This window comes from Pseudomonas sp. R3-41 (genome assembly GCF_054161485.1).
In genome coordinates this window covers 4,455,851-4,470,263 of the sequence record NZ_CP096421.1, presented here as the reverse complement: position 1 = coordinate 4,470,263, position 14,413 = coordinate 4,455,851, and the positions used below count along the sequence as shown (strand labels likewise).

15 protein-coding genes are annotated in these 14,413 nt (G+C 61.2%); 10 read left to right on the top strand and 5 right to left on the bottom strand.

Features of this window, described 5'->3' with window-relative positions:
- Positions 1-107: 107 nt before the first annotated feature.
- The 4 genes from M1D99_RS19115 to M1D99_RS19100 all read left to right on the top strand — a co-directional run bounded on the left by M1D99_RS19115 (position 108) and on the right by M1D99_RS19100 (position 4,986).
- Entirely contained in the window at positions 108-581 is a 474-nt protein-coding gene (locus M1D99_RS19115) for a MarR family winged helix-turn-helix transcriptional regulator (RefSeq protein WP_186706617.1), read from the top strand.
- On the top strand, positions 578-2,047 hold the full coding sequence (locus M1D99_RS19110) for an efflux transporter outer membrane subunit (RefSeq protein ID WP_434571060.1): 1,470 nt from the start codon (positions 578-580) through the stop codon (positions 2,045-2,047). The genes M1D99_RS19115 and M1D99_RS19110 overlap by 4 nt, the downstream gene beginning before the upstream one ends.
- Before the next feature lie 15 nt (positions 2,048-2,062).
- Positions 2,063-3,262, top strand: a complete 1,200-nt coding sequence (locus M1D99_RS19105) for an efflux RND transporter periplasmic adaptor subunit (protein WP_186730384.1) — start codon at positions 2,063-2,065, stop codon at positions 3,260-3,262.
- A 194-nt stretch (positions 3,263-3,456) separates the two neighbouring features.
- Complete coding sequence (locus M1D99_RS19100; protein WP_458130612.1) at positions 3,457-4,986, top strand: DHA2 family efflux MFS transporter permease subunit; 1,530 nt, start codon at positions 3,457-3,459, stop codon at positions 4,984-4,986.
- 128 nt (positions 4,987-5,114) lie between these two features.
- On the opposite strand, the gene M1D99_RS19095 is transcribed toward M1D99_RS19100, so the two are convergent.
- The gene (locus M1D99_RS19095) at positions 5,115-5,864 is read right to left on the bottom strand and encodes a UDP-2,3-diacylglucosamine diphosphatase (RefSeq protein WP_458130611.1); all 750 of its coding nucleotides are present in this window, start codon (positions 5,862-5,864) and stop codon (positions 5,115-5,117) included.
- Positions 5,861-6,364 carry a peptidylprolyl isomerase gene (locus M1D99_RS19090; protein WP_053121103.1) on the bottom strand — a complete coding sequence of 168 codons (504 nt, stop codon included), beginning with the start codon at positions 6,362-6,364 and terminating at the stop codon, positions 5,861-5,863. Before M1D99_RS19090 ends, M1D99_RS19095 begins: the two co-directional genes overlap by 4 nt.
- A 248-nt stretch (positions 6,365-6,612) precedes the next feature.
- On the opposite strand from M1D99_RS19090, the gene M1D99_RS19085 reads away from it, so the two are divergent.
- The 3 genes from M1D99_RS19085 to M1D99_RS19075 all read left to right on the top strand — a co-directional run bounded on the left by M1D99_RS19085 (position 6,613) and on the right by M1D99_RS19075 (position 10,483).
- Positions 6,613-8,310 (top strand): glutamine--tRNA ligase/YqeY domain fusion protein, encoded by a 1,698-nt coding sequence (locus M1D99_RS19085; RefSeq protein WP_186730386.1) that lies wholly within the window; start codon positions 6,613-6,615, stop codon positions 8,308-8,310.
- A 21-nt stretch (positions 8,311-8,331) separates the two neighbouring features.
- The gene (gene cysS, locus M1D99_RS19080; protein ID WP_186730387.1) at positions 8,332-9,714 is read left to right on the top strand and encodes a cysteine--tRNA ligase; all 1,383 of its coding nucleotides are present in this window, start codon (positions 8,332-8,334) and stop codon (positions 9,712-9,714) included.
- Positions 9,715-10,027: 313 nt separating this feature from the next.
- The gene (locus M1D99_RS19075) at positions 10,028-10,483 is read left to right on the top strand and encodes a DUF2214 family protein (protein WP_458130610.1); all 456 of its coding nucleotides are present in this window, start codon (positions 10,028-10,030) and stop codon (positions 10,481-10,483) included.
- Between the two features lie 194 nt (positions 10,484-10,677).
- On the opposite strand, the gene csrA is transcribed toward M1D99_RS19075, so the two are convergent.
- Complete coding sequence (gene csrA / locus M1D99_RS19070) at positions 10,678-10,872, bottom strand: carbon storage regulator CsrA (protein ID WP_003179932.1); 195 nt, start codon at positions 10,870-10,872, stop codon at positions 10,678-10,680.
- Between the two features lie 247 nt (positions 10,873-11,119).
- Between csrA and M1D99_RS19065 the strand changes: the two genes are divergently transcribed.
- On the top strand, positions 11,120-11,485 hold the full coding sequence (locus M1D99_RS19065) for an SPOR domain-containing protein (protein ID WP_411385054.1): 366 nt from the start codon (positions 11,120-11,122) through the stop codon (positions 11,483-11,485).
- A 154-nt stretch (positions 11,486-11,639) separates the two neighbouring features.
- Here the strand turns inward: M1D99_RS19065 and M1D99_RS19060 are convergent, their stop codons facing one another.
- A complete protein-coding gene (locus M1D99_RS19060) occupies positions 11,640-12,329 on the bottom strand; it encodes an endonuclease (protein ID WP_186706626.1) in 690 nt (229 codons plus the stop codon).
- 5 nt (positions 12,330-12,334) lie between these two features.
- Entirely contained in the window at positions 12,335-12,634 is a 300-nt protein-coding gene (locus M1D99_RS19055) for a DUF1654 domain-containing protein (RefSeq protein WP_053121397.1), read from the bottom strand.
- Positions 12,635-12,839: 205 nt separating this feature from the next.
- On the opposite strand from M1D99_RS19055, the gene M1D99_RS19050 reads away from it, so the two are divergent.
- On the top strand, positions 12,840-13,292 hold the full coding sequence (locus tag M1D99_RS19050) for a hypothetical protein (RefSeq protein WP_434571052.1): 453 nt from the start codon (positions 12,840-12,842) through the stop codon (positions 13,290-13,292).
- Positions 13,293-13,438: 146 nt separating this feature from the next.
- Positions 13,439-14,398, top strand: coding sequence for a sugar ABC transporter substrate-binding protein (locus M1D99_RS19045; RefSeq protein ID WP_186706629.1), 960 nt, complete (start codon positions 13,439-13,441; stop codon positions 14,396-14,398).
- Positions 14,399-14,413 lie beyond the last annotated feature (15 nt).

Here is a 14,413-nt window from a genome sequence, read left to right as displayed (position 1 = left end):
CGTTTCGTCTGTTGGTGAATAGCACGCTAACGATTTGTTTGACATTTGCTGCCTAAGCAGTAATATTTCGACATACATTCACTGCCTAGGCAGCAAACGGTGCCCGGATGAAGCATTTCACCCCTGACGAATTTCACAATTGCCACCTCGGCATGCTGCTCGGCCGCGCCGCGCTGCTCAAGGACCGGATCATCGACACCCACATGGAACCCGTCGGCATCACCGCCGCGCAGTTCAAGGTGTTGATCATCATGGCCCAGCACGGCATCGACACGCCGGTCGAGCTGTGTCGCTACCTGTCCCTGGACAGCGGCTCGATGACGCGCATGCTCGATCGCCTGGAGCAGAAAGGTTTCCTGGTCCGCCAGCGCTCGGCAGAGGATCGGCGCCAGGTGCAATTGGTGTTGACCGAAGCTGGCCAGGCCCTCGCCGATCGCCTGCCGTTCATTGGTGCCGACGCCATGAATCAATTGGCCGGTGCCATCAGCCGCGAGGAGCTGCAAACCCTCGAAGACATCCTCAAGAAAATACTGCTCGCCGCCGGTGATCCCATCACCGTGTTGCGATTGGGGGAGAAATGAAACGTCAAACCTTGCGTACCCGCTTGAGCCTGGTGCTGTTGGCCATGAGCCTCGCCGGTTGCGCCAGCTACAGTGGCTTGAAGACCGAAGGCGTCAGCCTCGAGGCCAAGAGTCTCCAGGCTGGACAATCGTTGAATGGGGTCACGCTGTCGCCGGCCGCGTGGCCGAAAAACGATTGGTGGAAAAGCCTCGGCGACCCGCAACTCGACGGTCTGATCCGTGAAGCCTTGCGCGACAGCCCGGACATGCAAGTCGCCAGCGCCCGGGTCCACCAGGCCAGTGCCGCGGCCTATGCCGCCAACGCCGCACGCCTGCCGACCCTGGATGCCAGCGGCAGCGTCAGCCGTTCGCGCCTGGCCCGTGACCAGGACCCGCAAGGGCAGGGCGGGGCCTACAGCACCCTGCGTTCGCTGAGCGTGGACTTCAACTACAATTTCGACCTCTGGGGTGGCCAGCGTGCCGCCTGGGAAGCCGCCCTGGGCCAGGCCCGCGCCGCAGAGATCGATCGCCAGGCCGCGCAGCTGACCCTGGCCGCCGACGTGGCCCGGGCCTACAGCGACCTGGGCCAGGCCCACATCATTCATGACTTGGCCGCCGAGGACCTCAAGCGCACCCGGCAAATGCTCGATCTGGGCAAGCGCCGTCTCAGCGCCGGGATCGACAGCGAATATCAGTTCCAGCAAACCGAAAGCCTGGAAGCCAGCGCCGATGCGACCCTGATCGACGCCGAGAAACGCCTGCAGAGCGCCAAGATCGCCCTGGCCGTGCTGCTGGGCAAGGGGCCGGACCGCGGCAACGAAATCGCCCGGCCGAACGTGCTGCAAGCCAGCGCGGTCGCCTTGCCGTCGAACCTGCCGGCCGAGCTGCTGGGCCGCCGTCCCGACCTGGTCGCGGCGCGCTGGCGGGTGGAGGCGGCGAGCAAGAACATCGAGGCTGGCAAGACCCAGTTCTATCCCAACCTCAACCTGAGCGCGGCGGCGGGAGTGCAGTCGTTGCTGGGCGATGCGATGTTCGGTTCGCCCAGCCGTTTCTTCAACGTGGCGCCCACCGTGTCGCTGCCGATCTTCGACGGCGGCCGTTTGCGGGCGGACCTGGATGCCCGGGACGCCGATTACGACCTGGCGGTGGCGCAGTACAACAAGAGCCTGGTCACGGCCCTTGGCGATGTCAGCGACACCATCAACCAGTTGCGTGACATCGCTCGCCAGATCGGTGCCCAGCAACATGCCACCGACATCGCGCAGAACTCCTACGACACCGTGGTCCAGCGCTACGGCTCGGGCATCGGCAATTACCTGGACGTGCTGAGCATCGAGCAGCAATTGCTCCAGGCCCAGCGCCAACTGGCGAACCTGAATGCCGAGCAGATCGATTTGTCGATCCAACTGATGCAGGCCCTGGGCGGTGGTTTCGAAGCCCAGACCCTGGCGGCGGCCACGCCGACCCCTGCCACGCCGACCCACTGATTCGAGGTACTTGTCATGGCGACTGCCGAAACGACTCAATCCGCACAAACCCAAGACAGCGGCAACCCACGCAAGCGCAAGGTCATGCTGTTGGCACTCACGCTGATCGTCATCCTCGCGGGCCTGGGGGTGTGGGGCTGGCATGAACTGTATGGCCGCTGGAGCGAAAGCACCGACGACGCCTATGTAAATGGCAACGTGGTGGAAATCACTCCGCAAGTCACCGGGACCGTGGTGAGCATCGGTGCCGATGACGGCGACCTGGTGCGTGAAGGCCAGGTGCTGGTGCAATTCGATCCGAACGATGCCGAAGTCGGGCTGCAAAGTGCCCAGGCCAACCTGGCCCGGACCGTGCGCCAGGTGCGTGGCTTGTACAGCAACGTCGACGGCATGCGGGCGCAGGTCAACGCCCAAGAGGCCGAAGTGCAGAAGGCCCAGGAAAACTACAGCCGACGCAAGAACCTGGCGGCCGGCGGGGCGATTTCCCAGGAAGAACTGTCCCACGCCCGGGATGACCTGACCTCGGCGCAGAACGCCCTGGCCAATGCCCGGCAACAGCTCAAGACGACCAGCGCGTTGGTGGACGATACCGTGGTGTCATCCCATCCCGATGTGCAAGCCGCGGCCGCGCAACTGCGCCAAGCCTTCCTGACCAATGCCCGCAGCACCTTGATCGCGCCGGTCACCGGTTATGTGGCCAAGCGCACCGTGCAGTTGGGCCAACGGGTGCAGCCGGGCACGGCGCTGATGGCGGTGATCCCGCTGGATCAACTGTGGATCGATGCCAACTTCAAGGAAACCCAACTGCGTGACATGCGCATCGGCCAGCCGGTGGACATCGAAACCGACCTGTACGGCAGCGATGTGAAGTACAGCGGCACCATCGACAGCCTGGGCGCCGGGACCGGCAGCGCGTTTGCCTTGCTGCCGGCGCAGAACGCCACCGGTAACTGGATCAAGATCGTCCAGCGGGTGCCTGTGCGGATTCACATCAATGCCCAGGAGCTGGCCAAGCATCCGCTGCGGGTCGGCTTGTCGACCCAGGTCAGCGTCAACCTGCACGACCAGAGCGGCCCGGTGCTGGCCCAGCAACCACCGCAGAAAGCCTCGTTCAGCACCCAGGTCTATGACCGACAACTGGCCGATGCCGACGCGATGATCACCCGCCTGATCCACGACAACAGCGCCGCGGCGAGCAAGACCGCGCAGCGCTGACCACTGTTGGCGGGCGATCTGTGCATTAGCAGGATGGTAAAAAAACCTGTGGGAGCGGGCTTGCTCGCGAATGCGCAGTATCAGCCAACACAGATGTTGAATGTGAAATCGTCTTCGCGAGCAAGCCCGCTCCCACAGGGGGGGGCTTGCCGTCTCAAGGGATTTCGCCACCTTCGCTTCATAGGATTCTCGCAATGAGCAATAACGCGTCCTTCACGCCGCCCAGCCTGTTGCTCAGCACCATCGGGCTGTCGCTGGCGACGTTCATGCAAGTGCTCGACACCACCATCGCCAACGTCGCCTTGCCGACCATTTCCGGCAACCTGGGCGTCAGCTCGGAGCAGGGCACCTGGGTGATCACCTCGTTCGCGGTGAGCAACGCCATCGCCCTGCCGCTCACCGGTTGGCTGAGCCGGCGCTTTGGCGAGGTGAAGCTGTTTTTGTGGGCAACGATGCTGTTCGTGCTCGCTTCGTTCCTGTGTGGCATTTCCACTTCGATGCCGGAGCTGATTGGCTTTCGTGTGGTCCAGGGGCTGGTGGCCGGGCCGTTGTACCCGATGACCCAGACGCTGCTGATTGCCGTATACCCGCCGGCCAGGCGGGGCATGGCCCTGGCGCTGCTGGCGATGGTCACGGTGGTGGCGCCGATTGCCGGGCCGATCCTCGGTGGCTGGATCACCGACAGCTACAGCTGGCCGTGGATCTTCTTCATCAACGTGCCGATTGGGATCTTTGCGGTGATGGTGGTGCGCCAGCAGCTCAAGGCCCGGCCGGTGGTCACCAGTCATCAACCGATGGACTACGTCGGGTTGATCACGTTGATCATCGGCGTCGGTGCACTCCAGGTGATCCTCGACAAGGGCAACGACCTGGACTGGTTCGAGTCGAACTTCATCGTCATCGGAGCCTTGATTTCAGTCATTGCCCTGGCGGTGTTCGTGATCTGGGAAATGACCGATCGTCATCCGGTGGTCAACCTGCGGCTGTTCGCTTATCGCAACTTCCGCATCGGCACCATTGTGCTAGTGGGCGGCTATGCCGGGTTCTTCGGCATCAACCTGATCCTGCCGCAATGGTTGCAGACGCAGATGGGCTACACCGCGACCTGGGCCGGGCTGGCGGTGGCGCCCATCGGCATCCTGCCGGTGCTGATGTCGCCTTTCGTCGGCAAGTACGCCCACAAGTTCGACCTGCGCTTGCTGGCCGGGCTGGCGTTCCTGGCCATCGGCCTGAGCTGCTTCATGCGCGCCGGCTTCACCAACGAAGTGGATTTCCAGCACATTGCGCTGGTGCAGTTGTTCATGGGGATTGGCGTGGCGCTGTTCTTCATGCCGACCTTGAGCATCCTGATGTCGGACCTGCCGCCGCACCAGATTGCCGACGGCGCGGGGCTGGCGACGTTCCTGCGGACCTTGGGCGGCAGTTTTGCCGCGTCGTTGACCACCTGGATCTGGATCCGCCGGGCCGACCAGCATCACGCCTACCTGAGCGAAAGCATCAGCACCTTCGAGCCCACCACCCGCGAAGCCCTCAACCAGCTCGGCGGCGCGGGTGCGCCGGCCTATGCCCAGCTCGACCAGATCCTCAACAGCCAGGCGTACATGCTCTCCACCGTGGATTACTTCACGTTGCTGGGGTGGGCGTTCATGGGGTTGATCGTGCTGGTGTGGCTGGCCAAACCGCCGTTCGCGGCGAAGGCGGGGCCTGCATCGGCAGGGCATTGATCCAAGGGTTGGATGCAATCCAATGTGGGAGCGGGCTTGCTCGCGAAAGGGGCATGACAGTCATTTTTTATGTTGACTGACACATCGCCTTCGCGAGCAAGCCCGCTCCCACAGGATCTATGTATGCTTCAGGTTCCTGGCAATGCCAACTGCGCATTACCAAACCCGAACGGCGCCAACGCAAACCCCTGTTCATCCACCTGCAACGCCCAGCCTTGCTTGTCCCAATCCCCCAGCACGATGCGTCGGGCGGCGTGTTCGCCCAGTTGCAGCTTGTGGATGGCGGGGCGGTGGGTGTGGCCGTGGACCAGGGTCTTCACGCCGTATTGCTGCATGATCCGCGGGATCTCTTCGGGCGTGACGTCGACAATGTCATTGGCTTTCATGCGTGTCTGCGCGCGGCTTTCGCTGCGCAGCTTGCGCGCCAGTTTCTGGCGGCTGCCCAGCGGCAGGTGACGCAGGATGAACAGCGTGACCGGGTTGCGCAGCCAGCGCCGCAGCTTCATGTAGCCTTCGTCGCGGGTGCAGAGGCTATCACCGTGCATCAGCAGCACCGGCTCACCATTGAACTGCACGATGCTCGGGTCCTTGAGCAGGGTGCAGCCGGCCGCTTTGCAGAAGGCCTGCCCCAGCATGAAGTCGCGATTGCCGTGCATCAGGAAAATGGCCGTGCCGCTGTCGCTCAATTCGCGCAGGGCCTGGCAGATGGAACGCTGGAACGGCGTCATGGCATCGTCGCCGATCCAGGCTTCGAAAAAGTCGCCCAGAATGTACAACGCTTGCGCCGAACGGGCGCGTGTGGCCAGTAAATCCAGAAACGCCCGGGTGATGTCCGGGCGCTCCTCTTCCAGATGCAAGTCTGAAATCAGCAGTATCACTCAATGATCTCGGCTTTCTCGATGATCACGTCTTCTGCCGGGACGTCCTGGTGGCCAGCCTTGGAAGTGGTGGCGACGCCCTTGATCTTGTCGACCACGTCGGTGCCAGCGGTGACTTTACCGAATACCGCGTAGCCCCAGCCCTGGACGTTTTTGCCGCTGTGGTTCAGGAACGAGTTGTCGGCGACGTTGATGAAGAATTGCGCGGAGGCCGAATGCGGTTCCATGGTGCGGGCCATGGCGACGGTGTACTTGTCGTTGGAAAGACCGTTGTCGGCTTCGTTCTGGATGCTTGGGCGCTTGTCTTTCTTTTCCTTCATGCCCGGCTCGAAACCACCGCCTTGAATCATGAAGTTACCGATCACGCGGTGGAAAACGGTGTTCTCGTAATGGCCTGCCTTGACGTATTCAACGAAGTTGGCAACGGTGATCGGAGCCTTCTCGGCGTTCAGTTCCAGGACGATGTCGCCATGGTTGGTGGTCAGTTTGACTTGGGTCATGATTACTACTCTTTCAAGAAATTCGTGGGTTTCGGGGCGCGAACGCCCGCAACCGGTCCGGCTGCAATCGCCAGGTTGGGCAGTTTAGCGCGCCAGGCACGAAATTCGAGGCTGTTTTTCATCTGGCCGTCGATTAAATTCAATCGTTTGCCGGCCTGGCCTGTCAGGTGCTTGACAGCATCGGCTATGATACGGGCTTTGATTTATCAGGCCGCACCCGGCCGCGCACTTGTCTGTTCAAGGATCCTATGAGCAAGCCCACTGTCGACCCTACCTCGAATTCCAAGACCGGCCCGGCCGTGCCGGTCAATTTCCTGCGCCCGATCATCCAGGCGGACCTGGACTCGGGTAAGCACACACAGATCGTCACGCGTTTTCCACCGGAACCCAACGGCTACCTGCACATCGGCCACGCCAAGTCGATCTGCGTGAATTTCGGCCTGGCCCAGGAGTTCGGCGGCGTCACGCACCTGCGTTTCGACGACACCAACCCGGCCAAGGAAGACCAGGAATACATCGACGCGATCGAAAGCGACGTCAAGTGGCTGGGTTTCGAGTGGTCCGGTGAGGTGCGCTACGCCTCGCAATATTTCGACCAGTTGCACGACTGGGCAGTGGAGCTGATCAAGTCCGGCAACGCCTACGTGTGCGACCTGACCCCCGAGCAGGCCAAGGAGTACCGTGGCAGCCTGACCGAGCCGGGCAAGAACAGCCCGTTCCGTGAGCGCAGCGTGGAAGAGAACCTGGACCTGTTCGCCCGCATGCGCGCCGGTGAGTTCCCGGACGGCGCACGGGTGCTGCGCGCCAAGATCGACATGGCCTCGCCGAACATGAACCTGCGCGACCCGATCATGTACCGCATCCGTCACGCCCATCACCACCAGACCGGCGACAAATGGTGCATCTACCCCAACTATGACTTCACCCATGGCCAGTCGGATGCCATCGAAGGCATCACGCACTCGATCTGCACCCTGGAGTTCGAAAGCCACCGTCCGCTGTACGAGTGGTTCCTCGAGCACCTGCCGGTGCCGGCCACCCCGCGCCAGTACGAATTCAGTCGCCTGAACCTGAACTACACCATCACCAGCAAGCGCAAGCTCAAGCAACTGGTGGACGAGAAGCACGTCAATGGCTGGGACGACCCGCGCATGTCGACGCTGTCGGGCTTCCGTCGTCGCGGCTACACTCCCAAATCGATCCGCAATTTCTGCGAGATGGTCGGCACCAACCGTTCCGACGGCGTGGTGGACTTCGGCATGCTGGAATTCAGCATCCGTGACGACCTGGACCACAGCGCCCCCCGCGCCATGTGCGTGCTGCGTCCGCTGAAAGTCGTCATTACCAACTACCCGGAAGGCCAGGTCGAGAACCTCGAGCTGCCGCGCCACCCGAAAGAAGACATGGGCGTGCGCGTCCTGCCATTCGCCCGGGAAATCTACATCGACCGTGACGACTTCATGGAAGAGCCGCCAAAAGGCTACAAGCGCCTGGAGCCTGCCGGTGAAGTGCGCCTGCGTGGCAGCTACGTGATCCGCGCCGACGAAGCCATCAAGGACGCCGACGGCAACATCGTCGAACTGCGTTGCTCCTACGATCCCGACACCCTGGGCAAGAACCCGGAAGGTCGCAAGGTCAAGGGCGTGATCCACTGGGTACCGGCCGCCGCCAGCGTCGAGTGCGAAGTGCGCCTGTACGATCGCCTGTTCCGTTCGCCGAACCCGGAGAAGGCCGAAGACAGCGCCAGCTTCCTGGACAACATCAACCCTGACTCCCTGCAAGTACTTACGGGTTGTCGTGCCGAGCCTTCGCTGGGCAACGCACAGCCCGAAGACCGTTTCCAGTTCGAGCGCGAAGGCTACTTCTGCGCGGATATCAAGGACTCGAAACCCGGTGCTCCGGTATTCAACCGTACCGTGACCTTGCGCGATTCCTGGGGTCAGTGATCAAGTCTTAAGGGAAACCCTGTGCTTACGATCTACAACACGCTCACCAAGAGCAAAGAAGTCTTCAAACCGCTGGATGGCAACAAGGTCCGCATGTACGTCTGCGGCATGACCGTGTACGACTACTGCCACATCGGTCATGGTCGCAGCATGGTCGCCTTCGACCTGGTGACCCGCTGGTTGCGGTTCAGCGGTTATGACCTGACCTATGTGCGCAACATCACTGACATCGAAGACAAGATCATCAACCGTGCCCGTGAAAACGGCGAGCCTTACGATGCGCTGACCGAGCGCATGATCAAGGCCATGCACGAGGACGAGGCGCGCCTCAATATCCTCAAGCCGGACCTGGAGCCCCGTGCCACGGACCACATCCCGGGCATGCTGGCGATGATCCAGACCTTGATCGACAAAGGTTATGCCTACGCACCGGGCAATGGCGACGTGTACTACCGCGTCGCCAAGTTCATGGGCTACGGCAAGCTGTCGCGCAAGAAGATCGAAGACCTGCGCATCGGCGCACGCATCGAAGTCGACGAGTCGAAGCAAGACCCGCTGGACTTCGTGCTGTGGAAGGGCGCCAAGCCGGGCGAGCCGAGCTGGGAGTCGCCATGGGGCGCCGGGCGTCCGGGCTGGCATATCGAATGCTCGGTGATGTCCACCTGCTGCCTGGGCGAGACCTTCGACATTCATGGTGGCGGCAGCGACCTGGAATTCCCGCACCACGAAAACGAAATCGCCCAGAGTGAAGCGGCCACCGGCAAGACGTACGCCAACGCATGGATGCATTGCGGCATGATTCGCATCAATGGCGAGAAGATGTCCAAGTCCTTGAACAACTTCTTCACCATCCGCGACGTGCTCGACAAGTACCACCCTGAAGTCGTGCGTTACCTGCTGGTATCCAGCCACTATCGCAGCGCCATCAACTACTCGGAAGATAACCTCAAGGACGCCAAGGGTGCCCTGGAGCGTTTCTACCACGCGTTGAAGGGCCTGCCTGCCGTGGCGCCTGCTGGTGGCGAGGGGTTCGTGGCGCGTTTCACCGAAGTGATGAACGACGACTTCGGCACGCCGGAAGCCTGCGCGGTGCTGTTCGAGATGGTGCGTGAGATCAACCGCCTGCGTGAGAGCGATCTCAATGCCGCGGCCGGTCTCGCGGCCCGCCTGAAAGAACTGGCCAGCGTGCTGGGTGTGTTGCAGCTCGAAGCCGATGACTTCCTGCAGGCCGGCGCCGAAGGCCGGGTGGACGCCGCCGAGGTCGAAGCCTTGATCCAGGCGCGCCTGACCGCCCGGGCCAACAAGGACTGGGCCGAATCCGACCGCATCCGCGACCAGCTCACCGCCATGGGCGTGGTGCTGGAAGACGGGAAGGGCGGGACGACCTGGCGACTGGCGGACTAAGATCTTCAAAGCCTGCAATACCCTCCTGTGGGAGCGGGCTTGCTCGCGAATGCGGTGCCTCAGTTAATGATTTGTTGACTGACACACCGCATTCGCGAGCAAGCCCGCTCCCACATTTTTTTGCGCGGCTCACTGCCATCGCATACACCAAAAATCCCCTGTGGGAGCGAGCCTGCTCGCGAATGCGGTGTGTCAGGCAGCATTTTTGTCACTGATACCCCCCACAGTTTTTTGCATGCCAACCCTGGCAATCATTGCTTTATGAGCTAGTACTGTCAGGTCGATTCGACGTTCTCTCTGTCAGGAGTCTTCCATGTTGGCTCATTGGTCGCTTGCGGCAATCCATTTGCTGGCGTTCGCCCTCGGGTTCTGGGCGGTGCTGACGCGCGGCACGGCGCTACGACGCCTGGCGGGCGGCGTGGATGCGGTGCGGGGTGTCTTGGTCGCCGACAACGCGTGGGGCCTGTCGGCGCTGGTGCTGTTGGTGACCGGTGGGATGCGAGCGTTCGGCGGGTTCGAAAAAGGCACGGACTATTATCTGCACCAACCGCTGTTTCACCTGAAGATGACCTTGCTGCTGCTGATCCTGCTGCTGGAGATCGTGCCGATGATCGCCCTGATCAAATGGCGGATGGCGCTGGGCAAAGGGACGGCGATCGATCCTTCGAAAGCCGGCCGACTTGCGCGGATCAGCCACATCGAAGCCTTGTTGCTGATCTTGATGGTGGTCGCCGCCACAGGCATGGCGCGCGGCGTGGGCCTGGGCTGACCGGCCGCGAACGCCTGCTTCGTCATCATTAAAACGAAACGTCTGACAGCCATGCTAGAGGCCATGCCATTAGTATCGGTTCACGGGCGGGACGAAAGAAGGCGAGGAGGGCAGGGGTACGGCGCGGTCGACCAGAATCTTTAGCCAGCCATTGCGACGATGCAAACGGGCTGGCTGCGGACTGCTTGCAAGGCTCAGGGAGTTTGCGGCTTGTCGGGCGCGGTGAGGCCGGCCTGAATGCGCTGATAAATCTCTTCGCGATGCACCGCAACGTTCTTCGGGGCGTTGATGCCGATCCGGACCTGTTGGCCGCTAACGCCCAGAATGGTGATCGTGATGTCGTCACCAATGTTTATGCTTTCACCGACTTTGCGGGTGAGTATCAGCATGGTGTTCTCCTTGATTGCTTTATAGGGCACCTGATTCAGACAGTGCAGTTGTCGGTACTGCTTATAGATTAGTGCTAAGTGTCACAATGTGGGTGCCTCTTTCTGACGTGCAGATGCTGCATTAATTCCCAGGGTGCGACTATACAGAGACGCCGGGCAGGATTCTCGTGTTTTGAGCATTGTTTGCGGCGATCTAGATGGGCGCGGGTGCTAAAATCCGTGCCTCATGTCTTCCAGGGGAAACGTTGTGCGCAAATTGGCTTGGGTAATTGCGGTATTGGCACTGGCAGGATGCGGGGAAGGGCGTGACGTCGAGGCACCGAAGCCGAAACCCGCCGTGACCTCCGCACCGGCCGCCGCTGCCGCACCGCAGTGGGCCGTCGAGGTTCGCGGGCAGACACCGCAGGCTGTCAGCGACCTGACCGGTTGGCTCATCGAGCACAGCTTCATGTCGACCGTGGTGCGGGAAAACGGCAAGGAGCGCGTCCTGGTCGGCCCTTTGAGCTCCGAGGCTGAAGCCAAAGCCAAGCAGGAACAGGTCACGGCCGCATTGGTCCGGGCGAAGAAACGCAACATCGAGGCGTTGGTGGTGGATTACCCGACGGCTCAATAACCGGGCAGCCCAAAAACTCAGTTACGCCACAAAACCTGTGGGAGCGAGCTTGCTCGCGATAGCGATGGATCAGCCAATATAGATGTTGACTGACATGCCCTATCGCGAGCAAGCTCGCTCCCACAGTGGGTTTGTGGTGTTTACAAAGGGCAGGTCAACCGCAGGCCTTCATGTCCACCGGCCCCACGAACTCGTTCCCACGTCCCATGACGCACGCCACGCTCTGGTTGCGCTGGCGTTCCCAGCTTTCGACCGGGTAGGTCTTGTCCCAGGCTTCATACAGGCGCCGGTCCTGTTTCGACAGGCGCAGGCCATATTGCTTGCTCATGTAGAAATAGGTCCGGGCGATCATCCCTCGGATGGAAGGGCGGGGCATGACCTTCTTGGCCTTGAAATCCACTTGGGTCAGGCATGAGCCGTATTGGCCCTTTTGCTCCGGCAGCCAGCCGAAACTGAAATTGCTGCGGTCGCCATTCACTTCCCCGATGCTCGGCACCAGGTTGTGCAGGTCGGCCTCGGCCCGTTGATAGACCGGATCATAGCGAGTGCAGTTCTTGCGACCGCCTGCTTGCCAGCATTGACGCTGATGGCCGATCTGCCACGCCGGAACGATATGCTCCCACTCGATACGAGCTGCGCGGCTGGCATTCTTGCGCGGTACATAACCGCAGGCGGCCAGGTTCACGCGGTTGCCGGTGTATTTGCAGCCACAATAGAACTCCGTGGATTGCGGGGCGTAGAGTTTCCAGGCGATTTTCTTGGCTTCGTTGAAGGTGCGTGGGGCACCGGCCTGTGCGCCCGTGGCGATAAACACAAGCAGTAAAGCTAAACAGCGAACACTCATCACGCTCAATCTTCCTTCGGCACAACCCAGAAAACCTGCACGCCACCGTCGTCGCGATAGGCGAGGGTCACGTTGTCGTTCTCGTCGATTTCTTCCAGGAGGCGCTCCCACTCATCCACAGGCTCATCGGGAAGGCGGAAGATCAGTGCGGCCTTGGCTTTTTGCGCGGTGGGGGCGTTGATGATTTTCGAGACCCGAAGGCCGAGTCGCGTATAGGAATCTAAGGGGGTGGTTGCAGCGGAGGGAGTGGCCACAGGATTATCCTTATTAAGCTGTACGGGCATACAGTATTTAACCGTAGGCATTTACGCAACTACTTAAAATTCAAGAAGATCGTCTGACAGCACTTTTTTCGTTTTGGTGTAGGAGAAAGGATTTTTTTCTCGGCTTGCATAAACAGGTGTCACCCGTTCAGGGTGGCGAAGCTATCGATTGATCTCAGCGGGCGCTAAAGAAAATGTTTCGGCGGGCGATGTCCTTCGTAGGAATCCCCCTTCATGGAGTTTTGATATGGCCTTTTTCATCGGCTTTCCCAATGCGGCAGCCGTGACCATCGGCGGCAAATCCGCAGCCACCCTGACGGCGCTGAGCGAGGCAGAAGCCCAGGCCGCCGATGAGGCCTTGGGTACGACGCGAGCCTCGGGCAAGGTCCGCACGGGCATGGGGGCCAGCGCCGAAGCAACCGACCAGGCGCAGGAGGGTGGTAGCACCGAGAGCATTGCCGTCCAGGTGCTGCTCAAGCGGATGCAAGAGCTGCAGCAACAGCTTCGTGAGCAGCAACAGCAACTGGCCGTCGCCCAGGCGCGCAACTATCCGACGCCGGAAGGTAAGACCTCGGCGGTCATGGCGATCCAGGGGCAAATCGCCGATACCAGTGGCGCGTTGCTGGAAGTCACCGGCCATTTGGTCACGGAACTGGCCAAGGGCGCCGGTTCGGGTACGGTGGTCAACACGACGGCCTGAGTCTCTGCGTTGAGCGGCGACGTTGCCGATGAAACCGCAACGTTGACAAATCCCCGAAGCCTTACCATAGTTCACTTCACGCAAACGTTTGCGCGGCGTTCCGTGCACTGATTTGCTCACAATAATCATAAGATCGGAGTGAACCCATGAAGTTGCCATTCGCTGGACGCCTTCTCGCTGTTGCCATGCTCGCGGCCGCCTCCGCTGCGCTGCCTCTCTCCTCGGCATTCGCCCAGACCGCAGAAAAACCCAAGGTCGCCCTGGTCATGAAATCCCTGGCCAACGAATTCTTCCTGACCATGGAAGACGGCGCCAAGGCTTATCAGAAGGAACACTCCGCCGATTTCGACCTGATCTCCAACGGGATCAAGGATGAAACCGACACCGCCAACCAGATCCGTATCGTCGAGCAGATGATCGTGTCCAAGGTCGATGCCCTGATCATCGCGCCCGCGGATTCCAAGGCGATGGTGCCGGTGATCAAGAAAGCCGTGGATGCCGGCATCACGGTCATCAACATCGATAACCAGCTCGATCCGGCCGTGGTCAAGAGCAAGAACATCACCGTGCCGTTTGTAGGCCCTGACAACCGCAAGGGCGCGCGTCTGGTGGGCGAATACCTGGCCAAGCAACTCAAGGCCGGTGACGAAGTCGGCATCATCGAAGGCGTCTCCACCACCACCAACGCCCAGGCCCGCACCGCGGGCTTCAAGGATGCGATGGAAGCGGCGCAGGTCAAGGTCGTGTCCCTGCAATCCGGCGATTGGGAAATCAACAAGGGCAACCAGGTGGCCGCGTCGATGCTCAGCGAATACCCGAACATCAAGGCACTGCTGGCCGGTAACGACAGCATGGCGGTCGGTGCCGTATCGGCCGTGCGCGCGGCGGGCAAGGCCGGCAAGGTGCAGGTGGTCGGCTACGACAACATCAACGCCATCAAGCCGATGCTCAAGGACGGACGTGTCCTGGCGACTGCCGACCAGTTCGCCGCCAAGCAGGCGGTGTTCGGCATCGAAACAGCGCTGAAGATGCTCAAGGGCGAAAAAGTCGACAGCGGCACCAACGGCGTTATCGAAACTCCGGTCGAGCTGGTGACCAAGCCGTAATCCTGGCGACACAAC

Bases quoted from the DNA above. Each gene is read 5' to 3' on its own strand.
- M1D99_RS19110 (WP_434571060.1), top strand. From the start codon at position 578: ATGAAACGTCAAACCTTGCGTACCCGCTTGAGCCTGGTGCTGTTGGCC.
- M1D99_RS19075 (WP_458130610.1), top strand. From the start codon at position 10,028: ATGTTGGCTCATTGGTCGCTTGCGGCAATCCATTTGCTGGCGTTCGCC.
- M1D99_RS19090 (WP_053121103.1), bottom strand. From the start codon at position 6,364: ATGACCCAAGTCAAACTGACCACCAACCATGGCGACATCGTCCTGGAA.
- M1D99_RS19100 (WP_458130612.1), top strand. From the start codon at position 3,457: ATGAGCAATAACGCGTCCTTCACGCCGCCCAGCCTGTTGCTCAGCACC.
- M1D99_RS19045 (WP_186706629.1), top strand. From the start codon at position 13,439: ATGAAGTTGCCATTCGCTGGACGCCTTCTCGCTGTTGCCATGCTCGCG.
- M1D99_RS19055 (WP_053121397.1), bottom strand. From the start codon at position 12,634: ATGCCTACGGTTAAATACTGTATGCCCGTACAGCTTAATAAGGATAAT.
- M1D99_RS19085 (WP_186730386.1), top strand. From the start codon at position 6,613: ATGAGCAAGCCCACTGTCGACCCTACCTCGAATTCCAAGACCGGCCCG.
- csrA (WP_003179932.1), bottom strand. From the start codon at position 10,872: ATGCTGATACTCACCCGCAAAGTCGGTGAAAGCATAAACATTGGTGAC.
- M1D99_RS19115 (WP_186706617.1), top strand. From the start codon at position 108: ATGAAGCATTTCACCCCTGACGAATTTCACAATTGCCACCTCGGCATG.
- M1D99_RS19060 (WP_186706626.1), bottom strand. From the start codon at position 12,329: ATGAGTGTTCGCTGTTTAGCTTTACTGCTTGTGTTTATCGCCACGGGC.
- M1D99_RS19050 (WP_434571052.1), top strand. From the start codon at position 12,840: ATGGCCTTTTTCATCGGCTTTCCCAATGCGGCAGCCGTGACCATCGGC.
- M1D99_RS19105 (WP_186730384.1), top strand. From the start codon at position 2,063: ATGGCGACTGCCGAAACGACTCAATCCGCACAAACCCAAGACAGCGGC.